This is a genomic window from Acinetobacter sp. SWAC5, from assembly GCF_003419885.1.
Classification (GTDB): domain Bacteria; phylum Pseudomonadota; class Gammaproteobacteria; order Pseudomonadales; family Moraxellaceae; genus Acinetobacter; species Acinetobacter cumulans.
On the sequence record NZ_QUWR01000005.1, the window covers coordinates 79,927 to 100,260 of the forward strand.

The 20,334-nt window shown below is 42.7% G+C and carries 18 protein-coding genes and 5 tRNA genes; 10 read left to right on the plus strand and 13 right to left on the minus strand.

Annotated features, from left to right (window positions below; all coding sequences use genetic code 11):
- Positions 1-224: 224 nt before the first annotated feature.
- The 6 genes from DYI81_RS05175 to DYI81_RS05200 are packed head-to-tail and all read left to right on the plus strand — an operon-like array spanning position 225 to position 6,444.
- Positions 225-3,062, plus strand: a complete 2,838-nt coding sequence (locus DYI81_RS05175) for a monovalent cation/H+ antiporter subunit A (protein ID WP_106983906.1) — start codon at positions 225-227, stop codon at positions 3,060-3,062.
- Positions 3,063-3,066: 4 nt separating this feature from the next.
- Positions 3,067-3,432 carry a Na+/H+ antiporter subunit C gene (locus tag DYI81_RS05180; protein ID WP_106983905.1) on the plus strand — a complete coding sequence of 122 codons (366 nt, stop codon included), beginning with the start codon at positions 3,067-3,069 and terminating at the stop codon, positions 3,430-3,432.
- Entirely contained in the window at positions 3,432-5,240 is a 1,809-nt protein-coding gene (locus DYI81_RS05185) for a monovalent cation/H+ antiporter subunit D (protein WP_117006915.1), read from the plus strand. Before DYI81_RS05180 ends, DYI81_RS05185 begins: the two co-directional genes overlap by 1 nt.
- A gap of 2 nt (positions 5,241-5,242) precedes the next feature.
- Positions 5,243-5,764 carry a Na+/H+ antiporter subunit E gene (locus DYI81_RS05190; RefSeq protein WP_106983903.1) on the plus strand — a complete coding sequence of 174 codons (522 nt, stop codon included), beginning with the start codon at positions 5,243-5,245 and terminating at the stop codon, positions 5,762-5,764.
- Positions 5,761-6,036 (plus strand): monovalent cation/H+ antiporter subunit F, encoded by a 276-nt coding sequence (locus DYI81_RS05195; protein WP_106983902.1) that lies wholly within the window; start codon positions 5,761-5,763, stop codon positions 6,034-6,036. The genes DYI81_RS05190 and DYI81_RS05195 overlap by 4 nt, the downstream gene beginning before the upstream one ends.
- 12 nt (positions 6,037-6,048) lie before the next feature.
- Positions 6,049-6,444: a Na+/H+ antiporter subunit G gene (locus DYI81_RS05200; RefSeq protein ID WP_106983901.1), complete on the plus strand. Its 396-nt coding sequence runs from the start codon at positions 6,049-6,051 to the stop codon at positions 6,442-6,444.
- A gap of 99 nt (positions 6,445-6,543) precedes the next feature.
- On the opposite strand, the gene DYI81_RS05205 is transcribed toward DYI81_RS05200, so the two are convergent.
- The 11 genes from DYI81_RS05205 to tpiA all read right to left on the minus strand — a co-directional run bounded on the left by DYI81_RS05205 (position 6,544) and on the right by tpiA (position 13,755).
- Positions 6,544-6,951: a ribosome-binding factor A gene (locus DYI81_RS05205; RefSeq protein ID WP_106983900.1), complete on the minus strand. Its 408-nt coding sequence runs from the start codon at positions 6,949-6,951 to the stop codon at positions 6,544-6,546.
- Positions 6,951-9,644, minus strand: a complete 2,694-nt coding sequence (gene infB / locus DYI81_RS05210; protein WP_106983899.1) for a translation initiation factor IF-2 — start codon at positions 9,642-9,644, stop codon at positions 6,951-6,953. The genes DYI81_RS05205 and infB overlap by 1 nt, the downstream gene beginning before the upstream one ends.
- Positions 9,645-9,654: 10 nt before the next feature.
- Entirely contained in the window at positions 9,655-11,139 is a 1,485-nt protein-coding gene (gene nusA / locus DYI81_RS05215) for a transcription termination factor NusA (protein WP_106983898.1), read from the minus strand.
- Positions 11,140-11,174: 35 nt separating this feature from the next.
- The gene (gene rimP / locus DYI81_RS05220) at positions 11,175-11,699 is read right to left on the minus strand and encodes a ribosome maturation factor RimP (protein ID WP_106983897.1); all 525 of its coding nucleotides are present in this window, start codon (positions 11,697-11,699) and stop codon (positions 11,175-11,177) included.
- A gap of 199 nt (positions 11,700-11,898) precedes the next feature.
- Positions 11,899-11,975: transfer RNA gene (locus DYI81_RS05225), tRNA-Met, on the minus strand.
- Between the two features lie 94 nt (positions 11,976-12,069).
- Positions 12,070-12,146: transfer RNA gene (locus DYI81_RS05230), tRNA-Met, on the minus strand.
- Between the two features lie 67 nt (positions 12,147-12,213).
- Positions 12,214-12,290 (minus strand) — tRNA-Met (locus DYI81_RS05235).
- A gap of 66 nt (positions 12,291-12,356) precedes the next feature.
- Positions 12,357-12,433: transfer RNA gene (locus DYI81_RS05240), tRNA-Met, on the minus strand.
- Positions 12,434-12,482: 49 nt separating this feature from the next.
- Positions 12,483-12,567: transfer RNA gene (locus tag DYI81_RS05245), tRNA-Leu, on the minus strand.
- 53 nt (positions 12,568-12,620) lie between these two features.
- Positions 12,621-12,950 carry a preprotein translocase subunit SecG gene (gene secG / locus DYI81_RS05250; RefSeq protein ID WP_106983896.1) on the minus strand — a complete coding sequence of 110 codons (330 nt, stop codon included), beginning with the start codon at positions 12,948-12,950 and terminating at the stop codon, positions 12,621-12,623.
- A 13-nt stretch (positions 12,951-12,963) separates the two neighbouring features.
- Positions 12,964-13,755 (minus strand): triose-phosphate isomerase, encoded by a 792-nt coding sequence (tpiA, locus tag DYI81_RS05255; protein ID WP_106983895.1) that lies wholly within the window; start codon positions 13,753-13,755, stop codon positions 12,964-12,966.
- Positions 13,756-14,033: 278 nt separating this feature from the next.
- Here tpiA and pilB point away from each other — a divergent pair, with 278 nt between their 5' ends.
- From pilB to coaE, 4 genes are read left to right on the plus strand one after another with little or no spacing between them, the layout of a single operon-like run.
- The gene (gene pilB, locus DYI81_RS05260) at positions 14,034-15,746 is read left to right on the plus strand and encodes a type IV-A pilus assembly ATPase PilB (protein ID WP_106983894.1); all 1,713 of its coding nucleotides are present in this window, start codon (positions 14,034-14,036) and stop codon (positions 15,744-15,746) included.
- A 28-nt stretch (positions 15,747-15,774) separates the two neighbouring features.
- Positions 15,775-17,001, plus strand: a complete 1,227-nt coding sequence (locus DYI81_RS05265) for a type II secretion system F family protein (protein ID WP_106983893.1) — start codon at positions 15,775-15,777, stop codon at positions 16,999-17,001.
- Positions 17,001-17,864, plus strand: a complete 864-nt coding sequence (locus DYI81_RS05270; RefSeq protein ID WP_117006916.1) for an A24 family peptidase — start codon at positions 17,001-17,003, stop codon at positions 17,862-17,864. Before DYI81_RS05265 ends, DYI81_RS05270 begins: the two co-directional genes overlap by 1 nt.
- A gap of 13 nt (positions 17,865-17,877) precedes the next feature.
- Complete coding sequence (gene coaE / locus DYI81_RS05275; RefSeq protein ID WP_117006917.1) at positions 17,878-18,486, plus strand: dephospho-CoA kinase; 609 nt, start codon at positions 17,878-17,880, stop codon at positions 18,484-18,486.
- Positions 18,487-18,532: 46 nt separating this feature from the next.
- Here coaE and DYI81_RS05280 read toward each other — a convergent pair whose 3' ends face one another.
- Together DYI81_RS05280 and rlmB are read right to left on the minus strand one after the other, a co-directional pair.
- The gene (locus DYI81_RS05280; RefSeq protein ID WP_106983890.1) at positions 18,533-19,408 is read right to left on the minus strand and encodes a DMT family transporter; all 876 of its coding nucleotides are present in this window, start codon (positions 19,406-19,408) and stop codon (positions 18,533-18,535) included.
- A gap of 47 nt (positions 19,409-19,455) precedes the next feature.
- On the minus strand, positions 19,456-20,205 hold the full coding sequence (gene rlmB / locus DYI81_RS05285) for a 23S rRNA (guanosine(2251)-2'-O)-methyltransferase RlmB (RefSeq protein WP_117006918.1): 750 nt from the start codon (positions 20,203-20,205) through the stop codon (positions 19,456-19,458).
- Positions 20,206-20,334: the final 129 nt, after the last annotated feature.

Genomic DNA, 20,334 nt, shown 5'->3' on the forward strand with positions numbered 1-20,334 from the left:
TTGCATAAAAAGATTGAAGTTGTGCATTGCCTGTAATATGATCGGTTTTACTTGCAAATTTCATATTAAAATCGGAATTTGCTATCGCTTATTTGCTGCGCAATACAGCACTTTATATTTTTAAACACATAAATGCTTTCAAGATTAAGTTTTGGACTACTCTTTGCGGTCCTTCAGTCCTTGAAAGATTGAGATTCACTCTAGGCTTAGGCCTAATCACGACAATGGATACGAGTGTGCTGCCGATTATTATCTTATTACCTTTAGTTTTAGGCACAATCCTTATCCCATGGCTGAAACAATTCTCACGAGGAGCGACAGCCTTTGGGGCAATTGCTGTCAGTTTAAGTAGCCTCACGCTACTACTGACACAAGCCAAAGCTGTTTTTAATGGTCAAGTGATTTTAGAAACTTGGCATTGGCTTCCGCAATTGGGGCTGAACCTGAGTTTTCGTTTAGATGCATTAGGATTGTTATTCTCTTTGCTAATTACTGGCATCGGAACACTCATCTTTATCTATGCCTATTACTATCTCAGCCCAAAAAATTCACTCAGCAAACTCTATACGCTCCTTATGTTGTTTATGGCGGCCATGCTGGGGATTTCATTATCCAATAACTTAATGTTGCTGTTAGTGTTTTGGGAACTGACCAGTATTTCTTCTTTCTTATTGGTTGGTTATTGGAGTAACTACGAGGCTGCACAACGTGGCTCACGCATGGCACTCACCATTACCGGAATGGGTGGGCTGTGTATGCTGGGTGGATTTATCCTGCTCGGACAAATCACTGACACCTATGAAATAGATCAAATTTTAACGATGGGTGGCTTAATCCAAAGTCATGCGCTCTTTGTTCCAATGCTCCTACTTATCCTCATGGGTGCATTTACCAAAAGTGCGCAGTTCCCTTTTCATTTTTGGCTACCCAATGCGATGGCAGCACCGACGCCAGTCTCTGCATACTTACACTCCGCAACCATGGTCAAGGCAGGTATTTTCTTACTTGCCCGTTTACTGCCAATTTTTGCAGGAGCTGCGCTTTACCATAATCTCGTGACCTTTATCGGGTTGTTTACCCTTTGTATGGCTGCATTCTTCGCCATTTTTAAAGAAGATTTAAAAGGCCTACTGGCTTATTCAACCATTAGTCATTTGGGTCTTATTGTGTGCTTGCTTGGTATCGGTTCACCTTTGGCGGTGGCCGCAGCCATTTTCCACATCATTAACCATGCGACCTTTAAGGCAGCGCTGTTTATGATTGCTGGGATTATTGACCACGAGTCAGGCACTCGTGATTTACGCAAATTAAGTGGTCTATGGCAATTACTGCCGTTCACCGCAACCCTTACCATGATTACTGCAGCCTCTATGGCAGGCGTACCATTGACCAACGGTTTCTTATCCAAAGAAATGTTCTTTACGGAACTGTTGGCAAATTTAACGGGTCCAATCATGTTTGGTTCTGCGGTGGTTGCGACTTTTGCTGGCATTTTTGCCGTGGCTTACTCTATTCGTTTGGTTCACGGCGTATTTTTTGATGGCCCAATCGGCAAGCAAGTGCCTAATAAAGATGCTCACGAGCCTGCTTTTGGGATGCGTGCACCAGCAACATTGTTGGCCATTTTATGTATTCTAGTGGGCTTATTCCCTGCCCTCTTGGTCGAAAATATTGTTAATCGTACCGCACAGGCCAGTACACAAAATTTTGCCTTTGAAGGTACACATCTGGCTATTTGGCACGGATTTAATTTGCCATTACTGATGAGTGCCATTGCTTTGGTCGGAGGGATTATTTTCTATTTTGCCTTGGCCAAAGGCGGACGTATTCGAGAAATTGACCTTGATCCAATTTTAGGAAAATTCCAAGGTAAAGTTCTATTTGAGCTGTTCTTAAAACATTTATTATTAAATTCACGCAAATTTAAACGTGCCACTGAAACAGGTTCACTCCAACGCTACCTCATGTGGATTGTAGTGTTTAGCATTTTTGTGATGGCATTACCGCTCTTTTCTCAAGGCTTAATGACAGGTACGCGTGAGCTAACCAGTGCGCCATTGATTGCGATTGTACTTTGGTTATTGTTGTTCTCTGCGTGTTGGATGATGCTATGGTTCCACCACGAACGCATTAAAGCGGTGCTGATTAGTGGTGCAGTTGGTCTTGTGGTGACCATGGTCTTTGTTTGCTTCTCTGCACCTGACCTTGCACTCACCCAAATCACTGTTGATGTGGTCACTACCGTACTACTGCTCATGAGTTTATCGCTTTTACCACAGCTTACACCTTATGAGTCGAGTGTTTCTCGTCGTTGGCGTGATGCCCTGATTGCAATTGCAGGTGGTGCAGGTATTGCATGGATCAGCTGGCTCATTTTGACCCGCGATCATAATTCAATTTCATGGTTCTTCATGCAACAATCGATTCCACTAGGTGGTGGTACCAACGTCGTGAATGTCATTTTGGTCGACTTCCGTGGATTCGATACCTTCGGTGAAATTACGGTATTAGGCATTGCTGCCATTGGCACGCTGTGCTTGATGGACGGTATGCGTACCCATGGTACTAGCATTACACAAGGCCTGACCTATCGTTTCAATCCATCACCACTGATGTTCCGTATTACAGCCTCTTGGATTTTACCTTTAGCACTTGTAATCAGCCTGTACATTTTCTTACGTGGCCACAATCTACCAGGCGGTGGCTTTATTGCAGGTTTAATTACTTCTTTAGCTTTGGTAATTCAGTACATTGCACTGGGTCAAGACCATGCCGAGAAATTGCTCAGAGCAAAATCAGGACGTTTATACGAAGTTTGGATTGGCATTGGTTTAGTGATTGCAGGCCTAACAGGGATCGGTGCATGGTTCTTTGGTCGCCCCTTCCTGACCAGTGCACATTTTTATGTGTCGCCACCACTCATTGGTGAAATGCATTTAGCAACGGCTGCCTTATTTGATGTCGGTGTTTATATCACCGTCGTCGGTGCCACAATGTTGATGATTTCCGTCTTGGGCGATTCGCGTCACTCAAGTATGTCTGGCCCAGTACCAAAAGGATAAGCACATGATCAGTTTAGAACTTCTAATGGCTTCTGCGATTGGCTTACTGACCGCAACAGGCATTTACTTAATTCTCCGTGCACGTACTTTCCCTGTGGTTCTTGGTCTGGCCATGATTGGTTATGCCGTAAATTTATTTTTATTTGCCATGGGCCGTATTCAAATCAATGCGCCAGCGGTATTGACTGAAACCACCAAAGCAACTGACCCACTTCCACAGGCTTTAGTACTCACTGCCATTGTTATCGGCTTTGCCACTACGGCATTTATTGTGCAATTGGCGCTGCGTAGCCGTTATGAAACAGGAACAGACCACGTTGACTCTAAAGAAGAAATACCACCAATCGATTCGCGTGAGGATGAGCCATAATGACTAGTTTTATGCACTTCTTTACGCAACACACACCGATTTTTAGTATTTTAATTCCTGCGTTTACAGCGTTCTTGTTGGTCTTGCTCGGCAACCCGGGTTCTGGTTCATTAGCACAAGACCGCCGTCAACCATGGCGCCGTGGTCTCAGCTTACTGTCACTCATTCTAGGTGCTTTAACTTCAGTTTATTATTTAATCCTTGCCAGTACAGGTGAGGTACATATTTATAATCTGAGCGAATGGGCAGCACCATTCGGCATTGTTTTGGTACTCGATCAACTGTCTGCATTTATGCTGGTTTTAACCTATGCACTGGCCCTCCCAGTGATTTGGTTTGCCAGTAAAGAATGGGATGAACGTGGACGCTACTTCCATGCAATGTGCCATTTTTTATTGATGGGCTTATGTGGTGCATTTCTTACAGGCGACTTATTTAACTTATTCGTCTTTTTTGAAATCCTACTCATGGCATCTTATGTCTTGCTCCTACATGGTCAAGGCAAAGCACGCTTCCAGTTGGGTATTCACTACGTCACCATTAATTTATTGGCTTCTGCACTGTTCTTAATTGGTTTAGGCTTAATTTATGGCAGTGTCGGCAGTCTAAATATGGCCGATGTCGCACGTTTAATGCCTCTATTAGAAAATGATCAGCATCGTCTAGCTGTTGCTGGTGGATTACTTCTCTTTGTAGTATTTGGCATTAAAGCAGCCATGTTACCAGTGGGCTTTTGGCTACCAAAAACCTATGCCGTAGCAACTACACCCGTTGCGGCATTATTTACCATTATGACCAAAGTCGGCATTTATGCGATTTTACGTATTAATGGAACGGTATTTGATGATGCAGTGAGCCACAGCATTCTACAAGCCTTATTACTTGTGATTGGTTTAGTCACCTCTGTTTATGGCGTGATTGGCGCAATTGGTGCAGAACGTCTGCGCCGCTTTGTTGGCTTTATGATTTTATCGTCTATCGGTACGATCTTAATTGCCCTATCACTCATGAATACACAAGCTTGGGCCGCTGCACTGTATTATCTAGTTCACAGTACTCTCATTGGTGCAGCCTTTTATTTGCTCTGTGGCTGGATTACCTCTCAGCGTGGCGAATTTAAAGATCATTTTAAAATTGCGCCACAGATGAAACAGCACAAAGTGGTTGCACTCACCTACTTTATTATTGCGCTGATGATGGCGGGGTTGCCACCTTTTAGTGGCTTCTTAGGTAAAGTCTTTATCTTACAAGCGACTGCAAACTCTCCATATCAATTGCTGATTATATTGGTGGTGCTTTTGGTCAGTTTACTCAGTATTTTAGCCATGACACGTGTTGGTTTTATTCTTTTTTGGCGTGCGACTCAACCAGAAGACAATCCTGCTGAAAAAGCCTATACCAATTATCAAGTCTTGCCCGCAATTGCACCTAAGCGCAACGATAAAACCATTTATGTCCTTCTGGCTGGCTTAATCGCCTATATGGCATTTGCCGCACCCATCTATCAATATACGCATAGCACAGCGGTACAGATTCAAAATAATGCCCTGTATGAAGGCTTATTATTGAAAAAAGATGAAACAGGTGAAGTGATTAGCGTACAACCGTTTGATCCAGAAAATCTTCCAGAGACCAAATATGGCGGTGAAGTTGTTGACCCGAATGCACATCTAATTCCATATTTAATTCCTGAGCAAACCTTAAAAGGTGGGCATATTTCAGAATTTAAACAGCGTCAAATTCAGGGACAACATCAAGCAGATGAACAACCAGAGAATGACCAACTCAAACCGATGGAGGCACCTTGAATATGAAAAACACCTCGTTTCTAGAACGCTGTTTTCCACATCCGTTCGTCTCCATCATCACGGGCTTAAGTTGGTTGATGTTGGCGCACAGTATTGATCCTGCATCACTACTCATGGCAGTCATCCTCGCCATTGGTATTCCTTACTTAGTCAAACCCTTTATTGCCCGTACACCCAATATTAATTGGGTAAAGGCAATTCAATTAGGCCTTGTGGTGCTATGGGATATTATTGTCAGTAATATCCACGTAGCTAAATTGGTGCTTGGGCCGACTGATAAATTGCACCCAAAATGGTTTCGTGTGCCTTTAGAAACGCAACATGAGGAAGTTAACACCTTATTAGCGATGATCATTACCACCACACCAGGCACAGTCTCCGCAGGGATCGACCAAGACCGTGGTGATATTTTGGTTCATGCACTTAGCACAGATGACACTGAATCAGAAATTCAAACCATCAAAATGCGTTATGAACAACCACTGATGCAAATTTTTGGGGTTCAGTCAGGAGAGCATGCATGATGATCTTACCTTATGCACTTGGAATCTGCCTCATTGCAGTGACCATTTCTATGCTCTTATGTCTCATCCGTTTAGTGATGGGACCATCAATCGTCGATCGCCTTTTAGCACTCGACACCTTATTTCTAAACGCGACTTGCCTGATTGTGATCTTGGGCATTTATTGGATAAGTACGTCTTTATTTGAAGGTGCTTTATTGGTTGCAATGCTAGGCTTTGTTTCTACAGCAGCGCTTGCACGCTACTTTACCACTGGCCATGTGATCGATTAAGGAGCAACCATCATGCAATTGTTAATGGAAATCTTGGTTTCGTTCTTTCTCATTTGTGGCGCTTTCTTTATGTTGGTGGGTGGCATTGGCATGGTCCGCCTCCCCGACTTATTTATGCGTCTACATGCACCGACCAAATCAAGTACATTAGGTCTCGGTAGCTTCTTGATTGCAGCCATGATTTATTCTGCATTTCAAGGCCGGTTTGGCTTTCCTGAACTTCTACTCACACTCTTTGCCTTCATCACTGCGCCAGTTTCTGCCAATTTAATGGCACAAGCAGCTTTACACCTGCGTTTACGCTCAAAAGGTGGCGAAGTGCCTGAAGCTTTAGACCGACCGTTGCCTTGGCAACGTACGCGCCGTCGTGCATTTCATCAAAAACCATCTCAGGATGAAGTGAAATAGCTTCGTTTTCTAATTTACTGGCGATTATGATTTAATAATAACTGCTGACATAAAAAAGCCACCCGAAGGTGGCTTTTTTATGTGATCTCAAATGAGATCTTATTCATCATCTTTTTGTGTTGCATCTGTAGGAGGTAAATCCTTCACAGCTTCAGCAATCAAACCAAACATATAGTTACCATACGCATTGGTTTTATCGTAGTGAAAACGCAAGCGCGGTGTAATACGCGTCTTAATGCGGTGACCCAACTCGTGGCGTAAGAAACCTGATGCTTTATTTAAAACATCTAAAGTCTCTTTATTCGCCTCTTCGTTTTGGTCATCACCAAGTTCACGACCCATTACGGTCACATAAACTTCTGCATAGCCTAGATCAGGACTGACCTTCACCGCAGAGATGGTCACAAGACCACCTAAGCGAGGATCTTTCAGCTCTTGACGAATCAGTTCAGACAACTCGCGTTGTACTGTATCCGCCATTCGCTTCAGACGTTGACTGCCTGCCATTACAGACTCCGTTTAACCAATTGAACATCATAAACCTCAATCTTATCTTGAGCTTTGATGTCTTTATAGCCTTTAACTGCAAGACCACATTCCATACCGGCACGAACTTCTTCAACCACATCTTTATAACGACGTAGAGATTCAAGTTCACCTTGGAAGACAACCACATCATCACGTAATACGCGAATTGGTTTATTACGATGTAGCATACCTTCAAGTACCATACAGCCTGCAGCTGCACCAAATTTACTTGAGTGGAACACTTCACGTACTTCAGCAACACCAAGGATTGTTTCACGGTGTTCAGGTGCAAGCTTACCGCTCATTGCATCTTTCACGTCATCAATCAATTGATAAATAACTGAGTAGTAACGAATGTCGATACCATCTGCATCTGCTTTTTGACGTGCAGTATTGTCAGCACGTACGTTAAAGCCAAGCAGTACAGCTTCAGAAGATTCTGCAAGTGTTACGTCAGACTCAGTGATTGCACCAACACCCGAACCAATAATACGTACTTTCACTTCATCAGTTGCAAGATCAGCAAGTGCTACGTGTAGTGCTTCTAAAGTACCACGTACGTCTGTTTTAAGAACAACGTTAACAATAGGAACATCTTTCTTGCCCATAGACGCCATAATGTTTTCAAGGCGCATTGCAGATTGACGTTCAAGACGTTTTTGACGTTCACGATCCATACGCGCATCAGCAACTTCACGTGCTTTTTTCTCGTCGCTTACAACAAGAACTTCGTCACCCGCCATTGGCGCTTCTGGAAGACCCAAGATTTCAACAGGAATCGAAGGACCAGCAGATTTAATACGTTGACCATTTTCATCTGTCATTGCACGTACACGACCGTAAGATGCACCTGCAAGAACAAGATCACCTACTTTCAATGTACCGTTTTGTACAAGAATCGACGTTACCGCACCACGGCTGTTATCAACACGTGCTTCAATTACAACACCTTGCGCTGCACCTTCTTCAGATGCTTTCAACTCAAGCATTTCAGCTTGGATTGAAATAAGGTCAAGTAATTCATCAATACCTTGGCCAGAATGTGCTGAAACCATTGCAACCGGTACATCACCGCCCCATTGTTCAGGCACGATTTCTTTGGTTGTCAATTCGTTCAATACGCGATCTGGATCTGCAGATTCTTTATCCATCTTGTTGATTGCAACAATGATTGGAGTACCCGCAGCACGCGCATGGTCAATCGCTTCCGCAGTTTGTGGCATTACACCATCATCTGCCGCTACAACTAGAACCACGATATCTGTCGCTTTCGCACCACGTGAACGCATTGCAGTAAATGCTGCGTGTCCCGGAGTATCTAGGAAAGTGATAATACCTTTGTCAGTTTTAACGTGGTAAGCACCGATATGCTGTGTGATACCGCCCGCTTCGCCTTGTGCAACTTTGGCACGACGAATACGGTCAAGAAGCGATGTTTTACCATGGTCAACGTGACCCATGATCGTAACCACTGGCGCACGCGTAGATTGTGCACCACGTGCTTCTTCAGCTGCTTCAAATAAGTTGTCTTCTGCTTGAGTTTCAGAAACTAGAACCGGGTTATGGCCCATTTCTTCAACAACAAGAGCAGCAATTTCTTGATCAATCGCTTGGTTTTGCGTAACTAACTCACCCATTTTCATCAGTGATTTAATAACTTCGCGCACCTTGATTGCCATTTTTGCAGCTAAGTCAGCAACAACAATCGTAGAACCAATTTCTACATCATAAACTTGTTTTTTAACTGGTTTTTCAAAGCCATGTTTGTTTGCTTGGCTTGATTTTAAACCACGTTTATGTGAGTTATCACGGAAAGACTGCTCTTCACCACGGCGACCGCCTTTTTTAGGTGAACGTGTATTATTCGTGTTTGTACCACGTTTAATTTCACGGTCTTCTTTCGCAAATGAATCTTCATAAGCCTGACCAACAAGGCCAGCTGCTAATGGAGAATCGTCAATTACACGAATCGTTGCTGTAGTGTCTTCAGCAGAATATTTCGATGCCATTTGACGCATTTGCTCAAGCGTACGTTGTTGTGCTTCTTCAGCAGATTTACGACGTACTGCTTCTTCAGTTGCTTTTAACTGAGCCGCTTGTTCTTCACGCGCTTTTTTCTGTGCCAATGTTTCAATTGGTTTAGAAATCGGCTTGTTGTTTGACTTGCGTTTTACAACAACCGCCGCTTTAGGCGTTTCTTGTTTCGCGCTTTCTTGCTTCGCTGCCGCACGCATTGCTTCTAAAGCTTGTTTTGCTTTAGATACAGGTTGAGCAGTTGCTTCTTCTTTTGCAGATGCAACTGGAGCAACAGTTTCACGCGCTTTTTGATCTGCTTGAGCTTTAGCCAAAGCTTCCGCTTTAATTTGTTCTGGATCAGGCTTAACAAATGTATGCTTCTTACGAACTTCTACATTAATCGTTTTTGCCTTACCTGATGTACTTGCCACTTTAGCAGTACTGGTAGTTTTACGTTTCAACGTGATTTTTCCTGCATGTCCATCGTCTTGACCATGAACTTTCTTCAAATGGTTAACGAGAACATCTTGTTGTTCGGTGGTAATAATATCATCAGATTTACCTTGCGGTAGACCTGCATCACGAACCTGTTCCAGCAGCGTCTCAACGGGGCGACCCACGCTAAGTGCTAACTCTTTAATCGACTTGTCCGCCATATATTACCTCCTAGTTAAACCATGATTCGCGCGCTTTCATAATTAGTTGACCCGCTTTTTCTGAACCTAAACCTTCGATATCTGAAATATCGTCAGTTGCTTGGTCAGCTAAGTCATCTACAGTTACCACACCGCGAGCAGCAAGCGCATACGCGATCTCTTGTGTCATGCCTTCCATTGCAGCTAGCTCTGGGCTCGGCTCTTGAACATTTTCCTGTTGTTGTAATGCATCTGCCAATGCAACTTCTTTCGCACGGCTTTGCAATAATTCAACAGTTTCAGCATCAAGCTCAATCTCATCAAATGTTTCTGCAGGAACATATGCAATTTCTTCGAGAGATGTGAAGCCCATTTCTACCAGCGCCATTGCTAAATCTTCAGCAATATCTAAACGAGTCACAAACATATCTAGATATTGTTGTGCTTCGTTTTGTTGACGCGCGTAGTATTCTTCTTCCAGCATCATGTCTAGCTTGTAGCCAGTCAATTCAGATGCTAAACGTACGTTTTGACCTTGAGAACCAATAGCACGAGCCAATTGATCACTCGCAGCGAAAATGATATCTGCAGTATGTGCATCTTCATCAATGACAATACTTGATACATCTGCTGGCTCAAGCGCACTTGCAATATACTGCGCTGGATCATCTGACCACACGACAACATCAATACGTTCGCCATTAAGCTCTTGTTGTACCGCTTGGATACGTGTACCACGCATACCAATACAAGCACCTACTGGATCAATACGATGATCGTTTGTTTTCACAGCGATTTTAGCACGAACACCTGGTTGACGCGCTGCTGCTTTAATTTCAATGATTTCTTCAGAAATTTCTGGAATTTCTTTTTTCATTAAAGCAATCAGCATTTCTGGCTTAGAGCGTGACAATAATAATTGAGCACCACGGCCTTCACGGTTCACACTATATAAAATCGCATTTACACGTTGTTTAGGACGCAAAATTTCTTTTGCAATCATTTCTTCACGTGCAAGATATGCTTCAGCATTGTCACCTAAGTCGATGATAAAGCCATCTTTGGTTTGTTTTTTAACTTCACCGTAGATTAACTCACCCACTTTTGATTCATAAGCATCTGCAACCAATGCACGCTCAGCTTCACGAATCTTTTGTACAATCACTTGTTTCGCAATTTGCGCTGCAATACGGCCAAAATCAATCGATTCAACTTCAAGCTCACGAATATCACCAATAGACCATTTTGCTGGATCTACATCTGAAATTGCATCCTGACATGCAGGCATTTCATGATCTTCGTCGGCAACAACTTCCCATTGACGGAAAGTGCTGTAATCACCAGTTTTACGGTCGATTTCCACACGTAAACGCGCTTCTTCCGAATGTGTGCCTTCATAGAATTTCTTTTTCGTCGCTGCAACCAATGCTTGCTCTAGCGCTTCAAAGATCGCCTCACGAGGTACACCTTTTTCGTTACTAACCGTTTCTACCACGGTAAGAATTTCGCGTGCCATAAGTCACCTATTCGTTCAGATTCTTATTTATAGAATTAATCTTGGTAGATCAAATTTGCTTTATCAATATTATGGCTGTCGATTTCAAGCACTTGTTGCTGTTCGACTTCCACTTGAATGATTTCATTTTCTAGATCTACAGCCACCAATTTAGCCTGAAACTTACGGCGGTTTTCTACAGCACTAATTAAGCGTAAAGCCACTTGCTGACCGATATATCCCGACATTTGTTCAAGTTGGAAGAATGGACGATCCCAACCAGGTGAAGACACTTCAAGTGCATACTCACCTGAAATTGGATCATGCACATCCAGCATTGCGCCAACTTGTTGCGTTACACGTACGCAATCTTGCACGCCAATACCGCGACCTTGTTCAACTTCACCATCTTCATTGATCACAGGTTCTGCGCCGTCATCCACTGCTTTGTCGATGTAAATACGCAATAAAGAACGCTTGCCTTGAGGCATGAATTCAATACCCCAAAGATCTACACCACATGCCTGCACTGCTGGAGCGATTAGATCCTGGAGTGCCTGAGTTTTATTTGATAGCTTCATTTACTCTCGTTAAATTTGTGCGATTCATTGGCCAGAAACAGCCAGAAAACAACCTATAGTGAAGCGTCATTTTATGACCAAATCATGTCGACACTGCACAATAGCCAATAAAAAAGGGCGTAAACGCCCCTAGTATTGCACAGAAAACTAAAGTCCACTGTGCAAAAAGGCCCACCTTTTTGTGAGCCTTTTAGAAACTTGGTAGCGGGAGCTGGATTTGAACCAACGACCTTCGGGTTATGAGCCCGACGAGCTACCAGACTGCTCCATCCCGCATCAACGTGCAAAAATTATATACAATTCATTCCTAATTTTCAATCGAAAACATTGTAATGATTTGCCTGATCGCGTTGCACCGAAGATCAGAAATTGGTAGCGGGAGCTGGATTTGAACCAACGACCTTCGGGTTATGAGCCCGACGAGCTACCAGACTGCTCCATCCCGCACCGACATGCAATTTATATCAACCTAAATAGGCTGTTTATTTATGTTTGCTTCACAAATAAAGTCGATTGGTAGCGGGAGCTGGATTTGAACCAACGACCTTCGGGTTATGAGCCCGACGAGCTACCAGACTGCTCCATCCCGCACCGACATATGATTTATCTCAACCAAATTGGCTGTTTATTCATGTTGTTTTCATAAATAAAGTTGATTGGTAGCGGGAGCTGGATTTGAACCAACGACCTTCGGGTTATGAGCCCGACGAGCTACCAGACTGCTCCATCCCGCATCAACAGATTTTAGCTACAAAGCACCAACTTATGTTCTGGATTATAAGTTGGTGCGGAAGGGGGGACTTGAACCCCCACGCCCGAAAGCACTACCACCTCAAGGTAGCGTGTCTACCAATTCCACCACCACCGCAGCTGTGTCGCATTCTAGACGCATCACTCAAAAAAAGAAAGAACTAATTCTGATTAGTCTGCGCTTTTTGGTGCAGTTGGCGAAGTTTCAGGCAATTTAGCAGGAGCAGTAGGTACATTAGAAATTGCTTTTAAGCTATACGCATCTGTAGATTGTTTCTTCGCAAAAATGGCCAAAGTTAAGCTTGTTACGAAGAATAACGCCGTTAAAATCGCCGTTAAACGCGTTAAAAAGTTACCTGAACCTGATGCACCAAACACGGTCGCAGCACCACCACCACCGAATGATGCACCTGCATCAGCACCCTTACCATGCTGAACCAGAATCAAAACAATCATCAAAACGGCTAAGATAATGTGTACTACCAACACGAAAGTCTGCATGCTGCACTCCTAATTATTTTGTATTCGCAAATGCCTGAGCAATTTTATAAAACGATTCGGCATTCAGAGAAGCACCACCTACTAGTGCACCATTGATATCCGGACAAGCAGCTAACTCTACTGCATTTTCAGGTTTAACACTACCGCCATATAATAGCGCCATTGTTTGACCTATAGGCGTGATCTGACTAATGCCTTCTCGAATAGTTGCATGCATCGCTTGCGCATCTGCTGGCGATGCAGTTTTACCTGTGCCAATCGCCCAAATTGGCTCGTAGGCAATAACTATTTTTTCCCATTGCTGAGCATTTACCACACTCGCAATATCACAAATTTGCTGTAATACCACTTGTTCAGCTTGACCATTTTCACGTTGTTCAAGGCTCTCACCCACACAATAAATGACGGTTAAACCTGCATTAAGCGCATTTTTAACTTTTTCATTTAAAATATTTGGGGCATCACCAAAAAATTCACGGCGTTCTGAATGACCTACCAGTACAAACTCAATTTGGCTATCTTTAAGTAATTCAGCACTCACCTCACCTGTATATGCACCTGTACCTGCTATACGTGAAACATCTTGTGCAACCGTTGCAATATGACGATTTGCACTTTGTAATTCTGCTTGAATGCTTTGAAGTGCAATGCTGATTGGCGCAATACCAATCTGACATGCAGATTCAGCAATTTCTTGATCTTGCAATAATTTTTTTAAGTTTTGAACCAGCTGCTTGGCATCTGCTTGCATTGGATTCATTTTCCAATTGCCAACCACCCAAGGCGTAATCGTCGAACCCGACATATATAACCTATAAAAACTTTCGATGAAAACGGGCACATTCTACACGGAATTGTGAAATTTAATGAAAATTTCCACTGACATTTGAGGATAATTTTTTTATTTAAGCCCACTGACTACAATTTATTTTACATTTTTTCTGCTTAGATTAAGGCCCAGTTCAAAGTTTTTCCCGATATTAAGGTAGTGACATCATTTTCAGATATGGTATTTTTATTTAACGAAAGTATAATTTCAATAAAACCAATTATAAACAAATTGAAGCATAGGTTTATTTACGCATGACAGCATTACAAGGTTCTCCACGATTTACAGGATTTATTCGTCGCTTAGTCGACGAAGGGCACATTTCTGCTGAAAACATGCAACAAGCAATGTTGAGTGCAAAAAAAGCCAACCAAGACATCGTAGCCTATCTTGTCAGCGAAATTGGGCTATCTGGCCTCACCATTGCTGAAACGATCTCTATTGAATTCGCTGAACCTGTTTTTGATATTAGTGCTTACGATGCGAGCCAAATCATTCGTGAAGGCTTAGATGAAAAGCTCATTACGCGCTTTCGGGTCTTACCTATTTTTAAACATAGCAATGTTCTTTTTGTTGCAACGAGTAACCCAACCAATATTGATGCAATTGATGCCATTCGATTCAGCAGTAAAATGCAGACCGAAGCCATTATTGTTGAACATGCCAAACTAGAAAAACTAATCGAACAACAGTTTGCCGAAGAAAGTACCTTTGAATTTGATGATGATTTTGATTTAGATCTTGACGATGGAACCAGTACACCCCAGCCACAAGATTCTGAAGATGAAGAAAAAGGCGAAGAAGCACCAATTGTTAAATATATTAACAAATTGCTGGTTGATGCGATTCGTATGGGCGCATCGGATTTACACTTCGAACCTTATGAAAAAAGTTATCGTGTCCGTTATCGTGTAGATGGTGTATTACGCAATATCACCAACCCTCCCCTACAATTGGCCAATCGCTTGGCATCACGTTTAAAAGTGATGTCACAGATGGATATTTCCGAAAAACGTATCCCACAAGATGGCCGTATTAAACTCAAGCTATCAAAAACAAAATCCATCGACTTCCGTGTCAACTCACTCCCAACATTATTTGGTGAGAAACTGGTACTGCGTATTCTCGATCCTTCTAGTGCCATGCTAGGGATTGATGCATTGGGTTATGAGCCTGAGCAAAAAGAATTGTTCATGCAAGCACTTGATAAACCCCAAGGTATGCTACTCATCACAGGTCCAACAGGCTCGGGTAAAACCGTATCGCTCTATACGGGTTTAAATATTTTAAACCGAGAGGACACCAATATTTCCACAGCCGAAGACCCTGTGGAAATTAACTTGGAAGGCATTAATCAAGTTAACGTCAATAACAAAGTTGGTTTAACCTTCGCTGCAGCATTAAAGTCATTCCTGCGTCAAGATCCAGATATTGTCATGGTTGGTGAGATTCGTGACCTTGAAACAGCAGAGATTGCGGTTAAAGCTGCGCAAACGGGCCACATGGTGATGTCAACACTGCATACCAACAGTGCCCCAGAAACCCTAACCCGCTTACGCAACATGGGTGTACCTTCTTTTAATATTGCAACTTCAGTCAACTTAGTGATTGCACAGCGTTTGGCGCGTCGTCTTTGTTCACAATGTAAAGCACCCGTTGAAGTTCCGCACCAAAGCTTAATCGAGCTTGGTTTTACCGAAGAAGATCTCGCAAATCCAGATTTTAAGCTTTATCAACCCGTCGGATGTTCAGAATGTCGCGAAGGCTATAAAGGCCGTGTCGGTATTTATGAAGTAATGAAAGTGACACCTGAAATTTCTCGCATTATCATGGAAGATGGTAATGCCATACAAATTGCAGATGCCTCAGACAAAGCAGGGTTTAATAATTTACGCCGTTCTGGCCTCATTAAGGTTATGCAGGGGGTGACTTCCTTACAAGAAGTCAATCGTGTAACCAGTGAATAATTTAGTATTTATAAAATAAGGATAAATCATGGCTGTCAAAAAAGGGCAGATGATGCCAACCTTCAGTTATGAAGGGGTTGACCGTAAAGGGGCCAAAATTAAAGGGGAAATGCCTGCGCGCAATATGGCGCTGGCAAAAGTCACTTTGCGTAAGCAAGGGATTACCATCAAGAATATTCGTGAAAAGCGTAAAAATATTCTTGAAGGCTTTATGAAAAAGAAAGTGACAACCTTAGATATCACGATCTTTACCCGTCAGTTGGCCACCATGATGAAAGCTGGTGTTCCATTGGTTCAAGGTTTTGAAATCGTCGCTGAAGGCCTGGAAAACCCTGCCATGCGCGAAGTTGTGTTAGGGATCAAAGGAGAAGTAGAAGGTGGTAATACCTTCGCTGGTGCTTTACGTAAATATCCACAATACTTCGATAACCTATTCTGCTCATTGGTGGAATCAGGCGAGCAGTCTGGTGCACTAGAAACCATGCTGGATCGTGTAGCCATCTATAAAGAGAAGAGTGAACTTCTCAAACAAAAAATTAAAAAAGCCATGAAATATCCTGCGACAGTTGTTGTTGTCGCGCTGATTGTTACAATCATTTTAATGGTCAAAGTTGTTCCAGTTTTTGAAGAACTCTTCACCTCTTTTGGTGCAGACCTTCCAGCTTTCACCAAAATGGTTGTGAATATGTCGCAATGGACACAACAATATTGGTTTATTCTAATTATTGTTATTGCTGCCATTATTGCTGGTTTTCTTGAAGCGAAAAAACGTAGTAAAAAATTCCGTGATTTTCTTGATAAAGCTGCACTCAAAGCTCCTATTTTTGGTGACCTAGTTTATAAGGCGATTATCGCGCGTTATAGTCGTACGCTGGCAACCACTTTTGCTGCGGGTGTACCCTTAATTGATGCGCTAGAGTCTACCGCAGGCGCAACCAACAACTGTGTCTATGAAGAAGCGGTCTTAAAAATCCGCGATGATGTCGCAACTGGTCAACAATTGCAGTTTGCCATGCGCGTTACCAATAAATTCCCATCCATGGCGGTGCAAATGGTAGCGATTGGTGAAGAATCTGGTGCTCTCGATTCAATGTTAGACAAAGTTGCAACCCATTATGAAAATGAAGTAGATAATGCCGTAGATGGCTTAACAGCAATGATGGAACCTCTAATTATGGCAGTTTTAGGTGTACTTGTTGGTGGTCTCGTAATTGCCATGTATTTACCAATCTTCCAAATGGGTTCCGTGGTTTAATGCAAGATTTAGTAGAATATTTAATTCAAAACCCAACAGCGCTTTATTGCGTTGTTGGGATTTTTAGTCTCTGTATCGGCAGTTTTTTAAATGTCGTTATATATCGCACCCCAAAAATGATGGAACAGGAATGGCGGACTGATTGCACACTTTTCCTTCACCCTGAACAACCTATCATTGATGAAACTAAAATTACCTTAAGCAAACCTGCCTCAACCTGCCCTAAGTGCCACACTCCAATTCGCTGGTATCAAAATATCCCCGTGATCAGCTGGATAAGCTTAAAAGGCAAATGCGGGAGTTGCCATAACCCAATTAGTATTCGCTATCCTTGTATCGAATTACTCACAGCTGTCTGTGCTTTAATTGTTGTTGCTGTCTTTGGCCCAACGTTACAAATGCTCTTTGGTCTCGTGCTGACTTATATGCTGATCGCACTGACTTTTATCGATTTTGATACACAGCTTTTGCCAGATCGCTACACCCTCCCCCTAGCTGCCCTAGGTTTAGGGATTAATAGCTATGCTATTTATGTCTCTCCGACCGCTTCGATTTGGGGTTATTTACTGGGTTTTCTATGCTTATGGACTGTCTATTACGCATTTAAACTCATTACAGGCAAAGAAGGCATGGGCTATGGTGATTTTAAATTATTAGCGGCTTTAGGCGCATGGATGGGGCCACTCATGTTGCCTCTCATTGTGCTTTTATCCTCTTTTGTTGGTGCGATTATCGGTATTATTTTGCTCAAAGTTCGTAAAGAAAACCAGCCATTTGCTTTTGGCCCTTATATTGCCATTGCTGGTTGGATTGCTTTTTTATGGGGTGAGCAAATTATGAAAATCTATCTCGGTCAAGCATAAAGGTAATCTCGGCATGACATTTATTTTGGGTCTTACAGGTGGTATTGGAAGCGGTAAATCTGCTGCAAGTGCATGGTTTGAATCTCAAAATATCACTGTAGTCGATGCCGATATTGTGGCACGAGAAGTTGTAGCGCCTGGGCATGGTGCATTACTCGATATTCAACGTGCGTTTGGTGATTGGGTTTTACTCGACAATGGTGAATTAAACCGCCCTGCTTTACGTGAACATATTTTTAAATCACCTGAAGCACGTAAAATCTTAGAACAGATCACTCACCCTGCCATCCGCCAATCCATTATTCAGCAACTACAGCATGCCAGCAGTCCTTATGTCATCTTGGTTTCACCTCTTTTGTTTGAAACCAATCAACATGAGCTGACCCATCACACCCTTTTAATTGATGCGAGCGAATCCCTACAAATTCAACGTGCCAGCCAACGTGATGGCCAAAGTGTTGAACAAATTCAAAATATCATCCAAGTACAAATGTCACGGGCGGATAAACGAGCCTTGGCTGATGATATTGTTGTGAATGATGGTCATCTCGATCATTTATATCAACAGTTAACAGTCCTACATCAACAATACTTAAAACGCGCAGAAAAAAAGCAGTCTTAATACAGACTGCTTTTTTTGCACATTCATTCACAGATCATTCAGCAACTTAACGACGACGCAACCAACGCCATGGCTGTAAAGCACCTATTGCCATCCCGAACAAACCACAAATAATCGCAAAACTTAAAGGCTCATTCAGCAATGGAACTGCCAAAATTGCAGCCATAAATGGTGCCAGTGTGACAATGCTGCCCGCCTTAAAGGCTCCAAGGCGTTTAATCGCTTCCACATAGGTTAAGGTCGCAACAATCACCACAAAAATGCCATGATATAAAACTTGCGCCAGCAAATGCATCGGCTCAGGTTCACTTAAATGCTTAGGCAGAAATAAAAGATAAATTGGCACAAATACAATCGCTGACCATACAGCAACCCCAGCCATCGCATGCCATGCGCTTAATTGCCACTGTCTTAGCAAGACGCTAAAAACGCCCCACCAAATGGCACTCATGACAAATAGGAGATCCCCTAGACCAAATGCGACCCCAGTTTCACGATACATTAAGAAGCTCATGACACTAATCGCGCCAATCATAATGACTAGGCTCGCCCAAGTATGCCGATCAAAAGCCTGCTTAAATAAAGCGAAGGCAGCGATTGCTGTACACAGCGGAATAAAGCCATTGAGAAAAATAGCAGCATGCGCAGCTGGTGCATAATGAAATGCAGAATATGCTGTTAAACAATATCCTACACCACCAATCATGGCTAAAATAAAGGGTTCTTTTTTCCATAAAAAAGCGGTGTCTTTTTTATAGATTAAGATCGGCATTAATATACAAAAGGCCAATAAAAAGCGCAGTGCGGTAATATCCCATGCACCGATTCCCCAGTTTGCACTGAGCCGTGCAGTCAGAGTAAATCCCCCCCAAATACACATTGTAATCAGAACATAGAGATAACCTTGTTTTTGGGGAGACATAAACTTTTATTTCTTAAATTAAGTCAAACTCACTCAATATGAGTGTATTAGTGATTACGCTGGCGACATACTTCGTACAAAGCCATACCTGTAGCAACACTGACATTCAAACTTTGTAAATTACCATTCATTGGAATATATACCGTTTGATCACACTGCGACTGCGTAATTGGGCGTAAGCCTGTATCTTCAGCGCCCATCACTACACAAACTGGTGTGCCTGTAAAATCAAACTGTTGGATTGGCAATGCTTTTTCATCCAGCATAGTTCCCACAACACGCACATTAAACTCTTCTTTTAAATGCGCTAAGGTACGTGCCAAATTGGTCACTTGAATAAATTTAACTTTTTCTGCCCCACCCGCTGCCACTTTACGCGCTGTTGGTGTAAGACTCGCTGCACGATCGCGAGGTACAATCACCGCATCAACCCCCATTGCGGCCGCAGTACGGATACATGCACCTAAGTTGTGAGGATCTGTAATATGATCCAACGCCAACAAGATCGGCTGTGTTGAAGCAGCCATCAACGTATCTAAGTCTTTTTCATTGAGCGTAGGGTATGGACGCACAGCGGCCACAACGCCTTGATGGAAAGGCTGACCTGCTAGTTTTTCTAAGGTGTCACGGCTCGCTTTTTGAATGCTGATACCAAACGGTTCAGCCAATTCAAATACATGCTGTAAACGCTGATCATCACGGCCTTTTAAAGCAAATAAAGTTAAAACGCGCTCTGGCTCTAGCTCAAGCAATGATTCCACTGCATGAACGCCATAATAATATTCAGGTTTTGCCATGAACGGCCTCTTAACGACAACAATTGGAGAGATATAAAATAAAAAATCCTGCAAAGCCAGCTTTACAGAATTTTTGCGATAGCATTAGTTTAACTGATTCAGGGCAAAATTTCCTTGCCTTACTTCAAT